The sequence below is a fragment of the Sphingopyxis sp. EU05-FHT14B03 genome, assembly GCF_058790875.1.
In genome coordinates, this window is sequence record NZ_JBYTDC010000003.1 from 203,794 (window position 1) to 218,147 (window position 14,354).

Here is a 14,354-nt window from a genome sequence, read left to right on the forward strand (position 1 = left end):
CTTGGCAAATCAGGCGGCGCTGGCATAGGGAAACGTCATGCCCGACAGCGCCCAGCCCTATGATGTCATCGTGATCGGCGGCGGGGTCAATGGCGCGGGGGTGGCGCGCGATGCCGCCGGACGCGGGGCGCGGGTGCTGCTGATCGAGCAGGGCGACCTCGCGCAGGGCACCTCCTCGGCCTCGACCAAGCTGATCCATGGCGGGCTGCGCTATCTCGAACATTATGAATTCGGCTTGGTGCGCGAGGCGCTGAAGGAACGCGAAGTGCTGTGGAGTATCGCGCCGCATATCATCTGGCCGCTGCGTTTCGTGTTGCCGCACCGGCCGGGGCTGCGTCCGCGCTGGCTGCTGCGGCTCGGGCTGTTCCTTTACGACCATATCGGCGGGCGCAAGAAACTGCCCGCGACGCGCTCGATCGACCTGCGGCGCCACGAAGCCGGCGAGCCGCTGCAAAGCCAATATAGGCACGGGTTCGAATATTCGGACGGCTGGGTCGACGATGCCCGGCTGGTGGTGCTCAACGCCCGCGACGCCGCGAAACGCGGCGCGAAGGTCCGCACGCATATGCGCGCCGAGATGCTGCGCTGCGAAGACGGGCTGTGGATCGTCGAGGCGAGTGGCGACAACGACCGCAGCTATCGCTTCACCGGCAAGAGCGTCGTCAATGCGGCAGGGCCGGCGGTGCTCGACCTCTTGAAGCGCGCCGATGCCGAACCCGACCACAGGATGCGGCTGGTGCGTGGTTCGCATATCGTCGTGCGGCGCTTGTTCGCGCACGCCTATGCCTATTTTTTCCAGCTGCCCGACGGACGCATCTTTTTCGCCATTCCCTATGAGCGCGACTTCACGCTGATCGGCACCACCGACCTCGACCACGACGGACCGCTCGGCGAGGTGAAGGCGAGCGACGAAGAGATCGCTTATCTCTGCGAAGGCGCGAGCCAATATTTCCGCGAGCCGATCACTCCCGCCGATGTCGTGTGGACCTATTCGGGGGTGCGTCCGCTGATCGAGGACGGGTCGGGGCGCCCCGAGGCGGCGACGCGCGGCTACCGCATCGACGTCGACATGGACGAAGGCGCGCCGCTGCTCACCATCTATGGCGGCAAGATCACCAGTTATCGCCATGTCGCCGAACATGCGGTCGACGAACTGTCCGATCATCTGGAGGCAGTGTCGGTCCGGCGCTGGACGGCGACCGAACCGCTGCCCGGCGGTGATTTTCCGACCAAAGGCGCCGCCACGCTCAAGGCCGATATCAAGCTCGCCCACCCCTTCCTGCCCGCCGCGACGGTCGATCGCATCGTCAAGGCCTATGGCACCGAGGCGCGGGCGTGGCTGGGCAAGGCCGAGGGCTGGGACGAACTCGGCGGCGAAATCGCCCACGGCCTGTCCGCCGCCGAGGTCGGCTGGCTGGTGACGCACGAATGGGCGCGGACGACCGACGATATATTGTGGCGGCGGAGCAAGCTGGGGCTGCATTTCAACGCCGATGAGGTGGCGAAGCTTGCGGCCCATCTCGCGGAATATCCGCGCTAAGCCCCTGCCATGATCGCCAGCGCATCGGCACCCGCCGGGAAATGCAGGCGTCCGCCCTCGTCGTGCACCGCCTGCCACACCGCTTCGGCGACATCGGCTTCGGTGGTGAACAGCGCCGGTTCGGCCATGCCCGCGAGAATCGGCTGGGCGTAGGTCCAATAGGGCTCGGGCAGCACGTCCTCGAGCCTGATGGCGGTATTCTGGGCAAAGGCGGTGGTCGGGCCATAGCCAGGTTCGACCAGCTTCACCGCGATGCCGAGCGGCGCGAGTTCATGCACGAGGCTGCCGGTGAAGCCCTGGATCGCCGACTTGCTGCCGGTATAGGCGGCCGCCAGCGGAAAGGGCGCGAGCGTCGCCGAGGACGTGACGTTGACGATCGTGCCCGACCCGCGCGCGCGCGCATCCCGGGGATCACCGCCCGCGTCATCGCGATCGTGCCGAGGGTGTTGGTCGCATAGACGTCGCGGATCTTCGCCATCGGCGAGGCTTCGAGCGCGCCGAACAGGCCGATGCCGGCGTTGTTGACGAGCACGTCGACCGGACCCGCGGCATCGAGCGCGGCGGCGATGCTCGCGTCGTCGGTGACGTCGAGGGGGAGAAGGCTGAGATTTTCGGACGGTGACAACGGTGCTGCGGAGGGGGTGCGCATGGTGGCGATGACTTTCCAGCCGCGGGCGTGGAAATGGCGGGTGGTTTCAAGGCCGTAGCCCGACGAGCAGCCGGTGATCAGGATGGTCTTCATGGAGGTCGTTCCTTTCGGTTGGCGGTGAAAGACCTATGGACGCGAAGATCAGGACTATCTATAATCTCAAGTCCATATTTCATTATAGATCGTCCCCATATGCTCGACCCGCTCTCCGACCTCATCGCCTTGCTGCGGCCCAGCACCGTCTTTTCGAAGGGGATCAGCGGCGCGGGGCGCTGGGCGGTGCGCTATTCGGATTTCGGGCATCCGGGTTTCTGCACCATCCTCGAGGGGTCGTGCCGGCTCGCGGTCGGCGGGCAGGCGCCGGTGACCTTGGAAGCGGGCGATTTTGTGCTGCTGCCGGCGACGCCGGGCTTCACCCTGTCGGGCTTCGCGGCCACTGAACCGGTAGCGCTCGATCCGCATGCGATGGCGGGGATCAGCGGCGAGGTGCGGCACGGGAGGCAGGATGGCGAACCCGATGTGCGGATGATGGGCGGCCATTTCGCCTTCGCCTCGCCCGAGGCGGGGCTGCTGGTGTCGCAATTGCCCGCGATGATCCACCTCCGCGGGGCCGAGCGGCTGTCGGCGCTGGTCGCGATGGTCCGCGAGGAGACGGGCGCCGAGCGGCCGGGCCGCGACCTGTTGCTGGCGCGGTTGGTCGAGATCTTGCTGGTCGAGGCGTTGCGCGCGGTCGGTAGCGGCGAAGCGCCGCCGGGGCTGCTGCGCGGGCTGGCCGACGCCCGGCTGGCGGTCGCGATCCGGCGGATGCACGCCGAACCCGCACGGTCATGGACGACCGCAGACCTTGCGAAAGAGGCGGCGCTGTCGCGCTCGGCCTTCTTCGACCGCTTCGCGCGCATCGTCGGGGTGCCGCCGATGGAATATCTGCTCGGCTGGCGGATGAGCCTGGCGAAGGATCTGCTCCGCCACGGCGCCGGGCGGATCGAGGAGATTGCCGAGCGGGTCGGTTACGGATCGGCGAGTGCGTTCAGCACGGCGTTTGCACGGCACGTCGGGGTGCCGCCGAAGCGGTTCGCGATGGCGGCGAGCTAGGCGGGTTTGGAATCCGGCTTTTTGCGCATGCGCGATGCTTCGTCGCGCAGCCGGTTCTCGCGCTGCGCCAGTTCCTCGAAGCGGCAGAGCGGGATCGGTGCGGGCGAGTTCTTCTTTTCGGCCATTTCATCCTCGTCACCCCGGACTCGACCAAGGGTCCCGCTCATTTGAAGGAAAGCGGGACCCCGGATCAAGTCCGGGGTGACGAGGATGGTAATCCTCCCTGTCGCGCAGCGATGGGGAGGTGGCAGCGCGAAGCGCTGACGGAGGGGCGATGACGCGACGTCGCTGGCCCCTCCACCATCCGCTTCGCAGACGGTCCCCCTCCCCATGGCTGCGCCACAGGGAGGATCTGGTGTGTTTACGCCGCTTCGGCGTCCACATCGGCCGGCAGGCGGATCATATAGTCGAACGCCGACAGCGCCGCCTTCGAACCCTCGCCCATCGCGATGACGATCTGCTTGTACGGCACCGTCGTGCAGTCGCCCGCGGCGAAGATGCCCGCCTGGCTGGTTTCGCCGCGATGGTCGACCTCGATCTCGCCGTGGCGCGACAGGGCGACGGCTTCCTTCAGCCATTCGGTGTTGGGGACAAGGCCGATCTGGACGAAGATGCCTTCGAGTTCGACCTGATGCAGATCGTCCTTGCCCCGATCCTTGTAGCTGAGCCCCGTCACCTTCTCGCCGTCGCCGAGCACTTCGGTGGTCAGCGCCGAGGTGATGATCCGGACGTTGGGCAGGCTCGCCAGTTTGCGCTGGAGCACCGCGTCGGCGCGCAGCTGGCTGTCATATTCGATCAGCGTGACATGCGCGACGAGCCCTGCGAGGTCGATTGCCGCCTCGACACCGCTGTTGCCGCCGCCAATCACCGCGACGCGCTTGCCCTTGTAGAGCGGGCCGTCGCAATGCGGGCAATAGGCCACACCCTTGTTGCGATATTGCTCTTCGCCGGGGACGCCGATCTGGCGCCAGCGCGCGCCGGTCGACAGGATCACGGTGCGCGCCTTCAGCGACGCGCCGCTCGCGAGCTTGACCTCGTGCAGCCCACCGGGCGTATTTGCGGGGATCAGTTTCTCGGCGCGCTGCAGGTTCATGACGTCGACGTCATAGTCCTTCACATGGCTCTCGAGCTGCGCGACGAGCTTCGGCCCTTCGGTGTGCTGGACCGAGATGAAATTCTCGATCGCCATCGTGTCGAGCACCTGCCCGCCGAAGCGTTCGGCGGCTATGCCGGTGCGGATACCCTTGCGCGCGGCGTAGATCGCCGCCGCGGCGCCGGCGGGGCCGCCGCCGACGACGAGCACGTCGAACGCGTCCTTGGCCGCAATTTTTTCTGCCGCCTTCGCCTCGGCGCCGCTGTCGAGCTTGGCGATGATCTGTTCGAGCTCCATGCGGCCCTGTCCGAATATCTCTCCATTGAGGAAGATCGTCGGCACCGCCATGATCTTGCGCTCCTCGACCTCGGCCTGGAACAGCCCGCCGTCGATCGCGGTGTGGGTGATGCGCGGGTTGACGACCGACATCAGGTTGAGCGCCTGCACGATGTCGGAGCAATTCTGACACGACAGCGAGAAATAGGTTTCGAAATGATAGTCGCCATCGAGCGCGGCGACTTGCTCGATCACCTCGAGCGCGACCTTCGGCGGATGGCCGCCGACCTGGAGCAAAGCGAGGACGAGCGAGGTGAATTCATGCCCCATCGGGATGCCGGCAAAGCGCACGGCGACCGCGGCATCGCTGGTGCGGCGGATGAGGAAGCTGGGCCGGCGCGCGTCGTCGTCGGCCCGGGTCACGCCGATCTTGTCCGAGAGCGCGGCAATGTCGTCGAGCAGGGTCGCCAGCTCGGCCGACTTGGCATCGTCGCCGAGCGACGAGATCAGTTCGATCGGTTCACGAAGATTCGTGAGGAGGCCTTGAAGCTGCTGCTTCAGATTGGCGTCAAGCATGGGGAGCGTTCCTGCGAGAGGGGAGAGAAACCGTGGGGCGGCGATCATGCCGCCGCCCCTCCGGCATTATGCGGTCGGCTTAGATCTTGCCGACGAGGTCGAGCGAGGGCGCGAGGGTTTCGGCGCCTTCTTCCCACTTCGCGGGGCAGACTTCGCCCGGGTGGCTGACCCAGTACTGCAGCGCCTTGATCTTGCGGAGCAGTTCGGCGGCATTGCGGCCTACACCCTCGGGGGTGATTTCGAGCAACTGGATTTCGCCATTGGGGTCGAGCACGAAGGTGCCGCGGTCGGCGAGGCCGACGCCCGGACGCAAGACTTCGAAATTGTTCGAAATCACGTGGTTCTGGTCGCCGACCATGTAATAATTGATCTTGCCGATCGCCGGCGAGGTGTCGTGCCAAGCCTTGTGGCTGAAATGGGTGTCGGTCGACACGGCATAAACCTCGACGTCCATCTTCTGCAGCGTCGGGTAGATGTCGGCGAGGTCTTCGAGTTCGGTCGGGCAGACGAAGGTGAAGTCGGCCGGGTAGAAGAAGAAGACCGCCCACTTGCCCTTGACGCTCTCGTCGCTGACGTCGACGAACTTGCCGTCCTTGTAAGCGGTCGCGTTGAAGGGTTTGATGGTCGTGTTCAGAACGGACATTGGGAGAGCTTCCTTTTGTTGTTGGAGCCCTCCCCTAGCCATGTTTGTTGCAGTGCGGAAAGTGAAAAAGTCCGGCGCTTTAATCGGAAATATCGATCAATGGCGCAACATCAGGATTCCTGCCCCGGCGTCGGCAGCAACAGGAAGTGCGTGCCCGCCATCGCCGCCAGCACACACAGCCCGAACAGGATCGAATGCGGTGCGCTGTCGGGTACATAATATTCGCCCGCGACGCCCCTGCTCCAGTAAATATGCCAGAAAAACAACAGCAACAGGCCGACCAGCACCGCGCCCGTCGCGACGATGACATTGCCGGCGCGAAACGCCCCGGGCTGGTCGCTCCATTCGCCCTCGCGGTCGGCGAAGGCCCATGCTCCCGCACTCTGATAGGCGAACAGGCCGCAGAAAAGCCCGAGGACGAACCAGATCGCATAGGGCAGCAGCCCGCTGTTGGCGCGCAGCGGCGCGATGTCGAACAGGGTGCAGACGATCACCCCGACGATATCGATGACGACGAGCCAGGCGATCAGGACGACGGCCGTCTTCGCCGCCACCGCCACGCCGCGGACCATTCAACGTGCCTCCATCGCCGCGATGCATTTGTCGATGTTCAGCGCGCCATAGTCGAAGATGTGCCGGCTACCGTCGGTGAGGGTCACCGTCGCTTTCTTGCTGAACAATTTGCGCTGGACCTCGATCTCGGTGATCGCGTCCTTTTCGATCGCCAGTTGACCCGCGACGACATGGTTCGTCAGCACGCCGATCAGGCTCGCCTCCAGCTTCGCATCGTAAAGCAGGCGCTGGTTCGTCACCGTCAGCTTGCCATTATATTTGCCGCCGCCGGGCGGGTGATAGAAAAGCGTCCAGCTGTCGATCGCCTGTTCGCCGGGGCGCAGGTCGTGGGCCATGATCTTTCCTTTCGTGTCGTCGAAGCGCGCTCGCCTAGGCCGAGGGCGGCGGGCAGCGATCGGCCTCCTGCCCGGCCCAGACCGCGAAATCCTCGAACGGCCGTTTCTGGAACTCGGCGTCGACCGCGTCGGCGGCCGCCTTGATCGCAGCGTCGACCTGTTCGGGCTTGTGACCGATATTCCCCCCGACATTGCGGGCGATGCCGCGATAGGCCTCGGCCGCCGCTGCGCGCTGGGTCGCGGTGGCCGCCATCTCCGCGTCGCCGCCCTGCTCGGACAACACTTTGTAGAGCCGCGCCACCGCGTCGAAACTGGCCTGGCAGCGGACCGCGATGTCATAACCCGCGGTGTCGATCTCGGCCGACGCGGCCTTGGCCTTTTCCGCCTTCTGCTCGGCCGATTCGCCGCAGCCGGCCAGCCCGACCGCGAGCAGCGCGATCATCATCCCTGTTTTCATGCCCCTGTCTCCCCTGTTGTTCCTCACGCGATTTCCTTGCCGACCAGCATCTTGCCCATCTGCCGCGACGAGCCGTCGAAAAAGCCCGCCTCGCCATGCCATTCGCGCGGGTTGCGAAAGGTGCCGAGCAGGATGTCGAAGATCGGGATGTCGCCATAATTATAGGCGTGCAGCCCGCGTTCGTGATGCACCGAATGGCTTTCGGGGCGCGTGACCAGATAGCCTAGCCAGTGCGGGGTGCGGACATTGGCGTGCTGGAAAATGGTGCAGAAGGTCGCGACGACCGACACCACCAGCGCCGCCTCCGCCGTCAGGCCGATGCCGAGCACCAGCGCGCAGCTGCCGACGAGCGCCCAGCCGATCATGTCGAACGGGTGGAAATAGAAAGTACCCCAGATGTCGACGCGTTCGGCGCTGTGGTGCATCTGATGCAGCCAGCGCCACAGCGGCTGGACCTTGTGCATCGTCCGGTGCCAGGCATAGATCAGGAATTCATAGGCGAAGAAGCCGATCGCGACCTGCGCCCAGAAGGGCCAGCGCGACCCGTCGACCAGCTGATATTGCCCGAGCGTCGTATCCCAGAGCAAAGGCGAATAGGTGGTGACGCCGAAATAGAGCGCGGTGAAGACGAGGCCCTTCGCGCGCCACAGCGGCACGTCGGGAAAACTCCGCGCCCGAAACAACAGGTCGAGCGCGGCGAAGACCCCGAACATCGACAGCGCGATTACATGATAGATGCCGAACATCGCGGCGCCCCCTGGCTGCTGGCTTTGGTCCGGCCTTGCTATGGCATCGTCCGGGACGGCGATAGTATACTTGCGGTCGCTTTTATTTTCCCGCAGAAATGCTGGAAATTCCGGCAAGGACGAAGGGGCGTCGGCGATGGAGGGATTGGATAGTGGAGCGTCCGCCGCGGCGGATGCGTCCCCGGCGCCGCTGGCGAAGGGCAAGCGGACGCGCGAGCGGCTGCTCGACGCCGCCAACGACGCGATATTGACTAAGGGCTTTGCCGCGACCTCGATCGACGAACTGGTCGAGGCCGCGGGCATCACCAAGGGCGGTTTCTTCTATCATTTCCGCGACAAAGGCGACCTTGCCCGGCAATTGCTGCAGCGTTTCCTGGAGGAGGACGACGCCGCGATGGACGTGCTGACCGACCGCGCGCACGACCTGGCCGAAGACCCGATGCAGCGCTTCCTGATCTTCCTCGACCTCTATGCCGACATGATGGACGAGATGGAGGAGGTGCATCCGGGCTGCCTTGTCGCCGCGATCATCTATCAGGAGCAGGCGTTCGACCGCGAGGTGCGCGCGTTGCTGTTCGAAGCGGCGATGCGCTGGCGTGCGCGGTTCCGCATCTGGTTCATCGCGATCGGCGAACGCCATCGCCCCGTCGCACCGATCGACCTCGACACGATCGCCGACAGTTTCAGCGCGGTGATCGAAGGATCGATCGTGCTGACCCGTGCACTCGGCGACCACCGGCTGATGGGGCGCCAGCTGCGTCTGTTCCGGTCGATGGTGCAGGCGGCCTATGGGGTGACCTGAAGCGGCGCCTTGCGGCGCGACCGGCCGCATGGCAAGATTTGCGCATGACGGGCGGGGCGGACAATCGATTGATAAGGCTGGATTTGCCGGGCGGGGTGCGCGTCACCGCGTCGGACGACCCGGCATCGCCGGTGCTGGCGCGCTTCTTTTCGGGTTACGACCGCGCCTTCGTGCTGCCCGACGAGCGCGAGGAACTCGATGGGTTCGCGGCGTGCCTCGCGCTCAATGGCAGCCATCGCCACGCCTATGGCCGCACCCACAGCGAGCTGGTGGCGATCTTCGAGGATGAAGGTGGAACGTTGCTCGGCGGCGCGAACTTCCTTGCGACCGCGATCGACCGCGGGGCCGCGTTGCCCCCGGCAGCGGTCGCGCTCAACTATGTCTATGTCGAGGAGGCGGCGCGCGGGCGCGGGATGCTGCGCGTCATCCTCGGCGCGGTGCGCACGCTCGCGCTCATCGCGCTCGGGCTCGATCCTGCCGGACCCGCGCCGGCGGTCTTCATCGAACAGAATGACCCGTTGCGGCTGACCGCCGAGGAATATGCCGCCGACACCGCGCATTCGGGCACCGACCAGGTCGACCGGCTCGCGATCTGGGCGCGGGTCGGCACGCGGATCGTCGACTTTCCCTATATCCAGCCGGCGCTGTCGGCGGGGCAGCAGGCCGACGACGGGCTGATTTACGCGGCGGTCGACTATCCGGGCGATGCGGTCGATGCGGGGCTGCTCCACGACCATCTCGAGAGCTTTTTCGGCATTTCGGTGCGCAAGGGGGCGGACGAGGCGCCGGGCGGGGTGGCGGCGGCGCAGCTCGCGGCGCTGGCATCGCGGGCCGCCCCGGTGGCGCTGCTGCCGATGGAACCCGCGATCGCCTGGCTGCGCGCCGGGCGGCAGACCGCGGGCCATGACGGCTTCCGCGCGCTCGCGGCGGCCGCGGCGGACGAGAGGGGGGGGTAGCCGATGGCGGTGCGGGGCGACTGGGACGATGCGCAGGGCTTTGAAAGCGCGAAGTCAGGCACGCTCTATTGGACGCTGTCGCTCTATATCGATCCCGACCGCGTCGCCGAGGCGGTCGGGCAAAAAGGCAGGCCCGTCGCGCACGGCCAGTTCGGCGTGGTCCAGCGCGACCACCTGCCGTCGGTGATGTTGCGCAACGCGATCGACCCGCTGTTCAACGACATCGCCGACCGGGAGGTGCAGGGCGAGGTGCAGGAGCATCTGATCGCCGCGATCGATGCGCCCGCGGGCGACTATCCCGCCACCCCGGCGGGCGAGCGCGCGCGGCGCAAGGCGGCCGACAGGGCGATCCGCCGTCACGAACGGCTGATCTTCAAACTGCCGCCCGCGATCGAATGGTCGACCGAAGGGCTGACCTATCGCGCCGCGCCGCCGGGGCTGAAGGACGATCGGGCGGTGCGCTTTCGCCGCTTCTGGCTGGCGCACAACAATGGCGGGCTGAGCTATCATCTGAGCTTCAGCCACCATTATGCCTCGCTCGCCGCGCCCGGCGACGAAGGCGGCTATGATCCCGCGACCTATTATTTCCTGTCGCTGCTGCAAAAGCTTGCGGCGCCGAAGGAATTCGAACTCGACGCGCGCCACGGCGGCGAGGCGTCGGTGTTCGACGACAAGCTGGGGATCGCGCCGCTCGACGATATCACGGTCCGCGGCGCGCGCGGCAAGGCCGAGCGGTTCTGGCCCTTTGTCCGCGAACAATTGCTGCGCGACGGCGCACGGCTGTTCCAACGCCTGGCCAAGGTCACCGGCACGACGCCGATGGCCGACCTCGACGCGGTTCTGATCGACAAGGTGCCGTTCATCGAGGTGCCGGGGCTGAAGGTCCCCAAGTCGCGTTTCATGTTCCTGATACACGACGAGCGCTTCTTCAAACGGCTGATGCCGCTCGATCCCGCGTCGGGGGAGAGCGCGGCGCGCAAGGCGATGGTGCAGGAACCCTGTTACCAGCCCTATCAGGACGAGCTCGCCGAGCGCGTCGACAAGGCGTCGAAGGGCAAGGGCGTCGTCCAGCTCGACACGACATTCTGGGACTGGGTGAAGGCGCGGCCCGACTATGCGGACTGGATCGGCGGCGCCCGCCCGAACTTGCGGGCCGTCGGCGGCGGCGCCTTTGCGAGCGTCGGCGCGCTGGCCGAGGCGATCCGTGCCGACGGCGCCGAATGGGCGGAATATGATGCGACCGGCCAGGTCGCATCGGTCACCCCGCTGGCCAGGATTCCGGCCTTCGAACCCCAGCGGACCGACTGCCTCGACTATCTGTTCCTCGCCGGGTTCAACCAGAATATCATCGATTTCATGAACCAGGACACGTCGGAGATCCTCGACAGCATCGACCCCATCTATCCCGACAGCAGCGAACAGTCCGACGAACGCTTCTTCGTCCGCTATGCCAACCACCGCGCGATGATCAGCTATGTGCCGCGCAGCCGCAGTCTCGAAACCGGCAACGACTATATCGGCACCTGCCCCTATGCGTTCCTGATCCACGCCATGTCGCTGCACAACGAGTTCCTCGCGCGCGAGCATGAAGCGAAGAGCATGGCGCGGATCGAGCGTATCGAATGGCATGTCGCCAACGGCGAATGGCAGGCCGACAAGCGCCGGCAACAAGCGCCCGCGCCGCCGAGCGAGGCGGTCGAACGGTTGAACCTGCGGGAACAGCTGACCGGCCACGACGATTTCGACAAGGCCGAAACGGCGATCAACCAGGCCAAGCTCGCCGAGTACAGGGAGTATGAGCGCTTCCGTTATGCCAACCCCTTTCGCTACGACACCGAGCGCGACGTCTTCACCAAGCTGGAGGAACTGCGCGGCACCAAGCGCAAGAAGGACGCGCTGACGCTCGCGGTGGCGAGCCTCGAGGATCATGCCAGCGATCTGCAGCGACGCCACCAGGCCGACACAGACCGCGCAGCAGCCCGGCGCGAGACCCAGTTCAACATCCTGCTCGGCGGCACCGGGGTCTTCGGCGCCGGGCAGATGATCTACTGGATCGGCGACACCGCCGTCGGCGGCACCAGCGCCACCGCCGATTCGAAACCCGTCACGCTCGACTATCTGGGGCTGCCCGGCGTCGAGCTGACGGGACCGCAGATCATGCACGCGACCGAGACGGTCATGGCCTATGCGCTGATCCTCTTTATCTTCGCGCTTCTCTATGTCGCCTCCGACATCCTTTGGACGCGACTGCGCGGCACGCGGCTCGGCGACTGGATCGCGGCGCGGCTGGCGCGGCTCCGCCCGCCGCGCCCATGATGGCGGCGCTGCCGGTCCGGATCGAGACGATCGGCGACGAGGCGCAGCCGCTCTGCGTCCTCGACGATTTCGCGCCCGACCCCGACGCGCTGCGCGGATTCGCTGCCACCGCCGCGTTCGAACCCGCGCTCCACCATTATCCGGGCATCCGCGCCGCGCTGCCGGCCGGATATTTCGACGCGGCGCTGCCCGCGATCGCCGAGGCGGCGGCGCACGCCTTTGCCCGCACCGGACCGGTGACGATCATCGACGCGAGTTTCTCGATCGTCACCACGCCGCCGGAGACCCTCAGCATCGCGCAGCGCCTGCCGCATGTCGATGCCTTCACCCCCGACCGCATCGCCTTCATCCACTATCTGTCGCCGGAAGGCGGCGATGGGACCGCCTTTTTCCGCCACCGTTCGACCGGATTCGAGACGGTGACCGAGGAACGGCGCGCGCTTTATTTCCGCCAGCTCGACACCGAACTGCGCCATCGCGGCCCGCCGCCGGCCGCCTATGTCGCGGGCGACACCGCGCTGTTCGCCCAGGCCCATATCGCGGAGGCGCGTTACAACCGCGCACTGCTCTATCGCAGCACCAACCTTCACAGCGGCGCGATCTCGCCCGAGGCCGCGCTGTCGCCCGATCCGCTCCAGGGGCGGCTGACGATCACGGCGTTCCTGTCGATCAGCTGAGCGGCCGGCCGCCATGGGGTTCAACGGCCGGCGCTCACCCTTGTCAAAGGCCCGGCGCCCCACTATTCCGCGCGGATGCAGCCCCCGCCCCCTCGACCAGCGGTCGCCGCGACCAAAGATTGCGTCCACTGAGCCCTGTTCCAGCCACGCCCTATGCCAAGCAGCTCAGCATCGGGCGGGGACGCCGTGCGCTTGCCATAAGCCTGACCGTATCGATCACGGCGCTCCTGCTGCTCATGCTGCTCTCCTTTGGCCGCGACCAGCCGCCGAAGAAGAAGGAAGAATATGTCAGCATGGTCAGCCTCCCGGCCAGCGAGATCGCCGAGGAAGCGCCCGAACCAAGTAGCCCGAAGAGCAAGCGGGCCGACGACAAGCCCGTGCCGCCGCAGCCGACGCCTGCCGAACCGGCCAAACCCTTACCCCCGACAGCCGTCGAACCGAGGACCGCGCCGACCATGGCGCCGCCATCCGAACCGCCACCCTTGCCGACGGTTCCCCGGATCGGCGTTCGTCCCCCCGGCGGGGCTGTCTATGGGCCGCCCAACAAGGGAGGCTCGTCCTCGTCCAGCGACACGGCGCGGGTGGGAACGGCGCCCAATGGCGAGCCGCTCTATGCCGCCGCCTGGTATCGCGAGCCGAGCAATGACGAGTTGCGCGGTTATTTGTCCACCGCCAGCGGCCCGGGGTGGGGGCTGATCGCCTGCCGCACGGCGCCGGACTATCGCGTCGAGGATTGCGTCGGGCTCGACGAATATCCGACCGGATCGCAGATCAATCGCGCAGTGCTCGCCGCGGCGTGGCAGTTCAGGGTACGGGCTCCGCGACGCGGGGGCCAACCCATGGTGGGCAGTTGGGTCAGGATCCGAATCGATTACAGCAACGGACGGCGTTAGGAGCGATGGCGGAGCGTGACGCCTTTGGGCATCTGGCGTCCCCGTAGCGATGACATTCCGGTGAACGGCCAGGCCGGAGATACGCCTGTGGCAATGCGCATCGCATCGGGATAGGTGTGCGGCGCAAATTCAGATCCTTCAGGTAGAACCATGGCCCGCAGACATTCGAAACATGATCCCTATGGAGACCTGCACCGCGAGGAGACACCGCCGGCGACGATACCGTCCTGCTGGCTCTGCGGCCGGCCCACCGGCAAAACCATCGCCTGGCACCATCCCGTCCCCAAAAGCCGGGGCGGCCGCGATGTTGTTCCCATGCATTCGATTTGCCAGCAGACGCTGATCGCCAATTTCACGAATTCCGAGCTGCAGCGCTACGGGATGGATGTGGAGGGCCTGCTGGCCCACCCCAATGTGCGCAAATTTGTCGATTGGGTGGCGAAAAAAGATCCCGATTTCACCGCAACCACGGCCAAGAAACAACGTTGATCGGACGGCGCCTTCTGCAAATCGGGCGGATAGCCATAACGCACCAGCAGCTTTCGAAGCTCAATCCGCATTTTTGCGCGGGAACTTTCTTTCTGCGTCCAATCGACAGTCACCGTGCTGCGGATTGTCTTGACCAACAGTTGAGCGAGGGTGCGGAGCATTTCGCGCTCCATCCAGTCTCCGGCTGATCCATTCTCTGCCAAGGCATCGCAAAAGGCTAACTCTTCAGCGGCCATGGCAG

Annotated in this window: 18 protein-coding genes; 8 read left to right on the top strand and 10 right to left on the bottom strand. The window is 66.0% G+C overall.

The window, feature by feature from the left end; all coding sequences use genetic code 11:
* Positions 1 to 37 precede the first annotated feature (37 nt).
* The gene (gene glpD / locus AC3WS4_RS17485) at positions 38 to 1,540 is read left to right on the top strand and encodes a glycerol-3-phosphate dehydrogenase (RefSeq protein ID WP_492736953.1); all 1,503 of its coding nucleotides are present in this window, start codon (positions 38 to 40) and stop codon (positions 1,538 to 1,540) included.
* Here glpD and AC3WS4_RS17490 read toward each other — a convergent pair.
* Both AC3WS4_RS17490 and AC3WS4_RS17495 read right to left on the bottom strand, forming a co-directional pair.
* A complete protein-coding gene (locus AC3WS4_RS17490; protein ID WP_492738061.1) occupies positions 1,537 to 1,875 on the bottom strand; it encodes an SDR family NAD(P)-dependent oxidoreductase in 339 nt (112 codons plus the stop codon). The genes glpD and AC3WS4_RS17490 overlap by 4 nt on opposite strands.
* A complete protein-coding gene (locus AC3WS4_RS17495) occupies positions 1,785 to 2,282 on the bottom strand; it encodes an SDR family NAD(P)-dependent oxidoreductase (RefSeq protein WP_492736955.1) in 498 nt (165 codons plus the stop codon). Before AC3WS4_RS17495 ends, AC3WS4_RS17490 begins: the two co-directional genes overlap by 91 nt.
* 99 nt (positions 2,283 to 2,381) lie before the next feature.
* Here AC3WS4_RS17495 and AC3WS4_RS17500 point away from each other — a divergent pair, with 99 nt between their 5' ends.
* Positions 2,382 to 3,281 (top strand): AraC family transcriptional regulator, encoded by a 900-nt coding sequence (locus tag AC3WS4_RS17500; protein ID WP_492736957.1) that lies wholly within the window; start codon positions 2,382 to 2,384, stop codon positions 3,279 to 3,281.
* On the opposite strand, the gene AC3WS4_RS17505 is transcribed toward AC3WS4_RS17500, so the two are convergent.
* The 7 genes from AC3WS4_RS17505 to AC3WS4_RS17535 form a co-directional block, all read right to left on the bottom strand.
* Positions 3,278 to 3,406, bottom strand: a complete 129-nt coding sequence (locus AC3WS4_RS17505; protein ID WP_492736959.1) for a hypothetical protein — start codon at positions 3,404 to 3,406, stop codon at positions 3,278 to 3,280. The two genes, AC3WS4_RS17500 and AC3WS4_RS17505, sit on opposite strands and share 4 nt — an antisense overlap.
* 236 nt (positions 3,407 to 3,642) lie before the next feature.
* Positions 3,643 to 5,226, bottom strand: coding sequence for an alkyl hydroperoxide reductase subunit F (ahpF, locus tag AC3WS4_RS17510; protein WP_492736961.1), 1,584 nt, complete (start codon positions 5,224 to 5,226; stop codon positions 3,643 to 3,645).
* A 79-nt stretch (positions 5,227 to 5,305) separates the two neighbouring features.
* Positions 5,306 to 5,869, bottom strand: coding sequence for an alkyl hydroperoxide reductase subunit C (ahpC, locus tag AC3WS4_RS17515; protein WP_056346058.1), 564 nt, complete (start codon positions 5,867 to 5,869; stop codon positions 5,306 to 5,308).
* A gap of 110 nt (positions 5,870 to 5,979) precedes the next feature.
* Positions 5,980 to 6,441 carry a hypothetical protein gene (locus AC3WS4_RS17520; RefSeq protein WP_492736963.1) on the bottom strand — a complete coding sequence of 154 codons (462 nt, stop codon included), beginning with the start codon at positions 6,439 to 6,441 and terminating at the stop codon, positions 5,980 to 5,982.
* Entirely contained in the window at positions 6,442 to 6,777 is a 336-nt protein-coding gene (locus tag AC3WS4_RS17525; RefSeq protein WP_492736965.1) for a hypothetical protein, read from the bottom strand.
* A 34-nt stretch (positions 6,778 to 6,811) separates the two neighbouring features.
* Complete coding sequence (locus AC3WS4_RS17530) at positions 6,812 to 7,234, bottom strand: hypothetical protein (protein WP_187140614.1); 423 nt, start codon at positions 7,232 to 7,234, stop codon at positions 6,812 to 6,814.
* Positions 7,235 to 7,257: 23 nt separating this feature from the next.
* Complete coding sequence (locus tag AC3WS4_RS17535; protein WP_492736967.1) at positions 7,258 to 7,980, bottom strand: sterol desaturase family protein; 723 nt, start codon at positions 7,978 to 7,980, stop codon at positions 7,258 to 7,260.
* A gap of 136 nt (positions 7,981 to 8,116) precedes the next feature.
* Between AC3WS4_RS17535 and AC3WS4_RS17540 the strand changes: the two genes are divergently transcribed.
* The 6 genes from AC3WS4_RS17540 (at position 8,117) to AC3WS4_RS17565 (ending at position 14,113) form a co-directional block, all read left to right on the top strand.
* Complete coding sequence (locus AC3WS4_RS17540) at positions 8,117 to 8,782, top strand: TetR/AcrR family transcriptional regulator (protein ID WP_492736969.1); 666 nt, start codon at positions 8,117 to 8,119, stop codon at positions 8,780 to 8,782.
* A gap of 44 nt (positions 8,783 to 8,826) precedes the next feature.
* Complete coding sequence (locus AC3WS4_RS17545; RefSeq protein WP_492736971.1) at positions 8,827 to 9,738, top strand: hypothetical protein; 912 nt, start codon at positions 8,827 to 8,829, stop codon at positions 9,736 to 9,738.
* Between the two features lie 3 nt (positions 9,739 to 9,741).
* Positions 9,742 to 12,054, top strand: coding sequence for a hypothetical protein (locus AC3WS4_RS17550; protein WP_492736973.1), 2,313 nt, complete (start codon positions 9,742 to 9,744; stop codon positions 12,052 to 12,054).
* Positions 12,051 to 12,731 carry a DUF6445 family protein gene (locus tag AC3WS4_RS17555; RefSeq protein ID WP_492736974.1) on the top strand — a complete coding sequence of 227 codons (681 nt, stop codon included), beginning with the start codon at positions 12,051 to 12,053 and terminating at the stop codon, positions 12,729 to 12,731. The genes AC3WS4_RS17550 and AC3WS4_RS17555 overlap by 4 nt, the downstream gene beginning before the upstream one ends.
* A gap of 119 nt (positions 12,732 to 12,850) precedes the next feature.
* On the top strand, positions 12,851 to 13,624 hold the full coding sequence (locus tag AC3WS4_RS17560; RefSeq protein ID WP_492736975.1) for a hypothetical protein: 774 nt from the start codon (positions 12,851 to 12,853) through the stop codon (positions 13,622 to 13,624).
* A 150-nt stretch (positions 13,625 to 13,774) separates the two neighbouring features.
* On the top strand, positions 13,775 to 14,113 hold the full coding sequence (locus tag AC3WS4_RS17565; RefSeq protein ID WP_492736976.1) for a hypothetical protein: 339 nt from the start codon (positions 13,775 to 13,777) through the stop codon (positions 14,111 to 14,113).
* On the opposite strand, the gene AC3WS4_RS17570 is transcribed toward AC3WS4_RS17565, so the two are convergent.
* Positions 13,999 to 14,349: a DUF3387 domain-containing protein gene (locus AC3WS4_RS17570; protein WP_262407937.1), complete on the bottom strand. Its 351-nt coding sequence runs from the start codon at positions 14,347 to 14,349 to the stop codon at positions 13,999 to 14,001. The two genes, AC3WS4_RS17565 and AC3WS4_RS17570, sit on opposite strands and share 115 nt — an antisense overlap.
* Positions 14,350 to 14,354 lie beyond the last annotated feature (5 nt).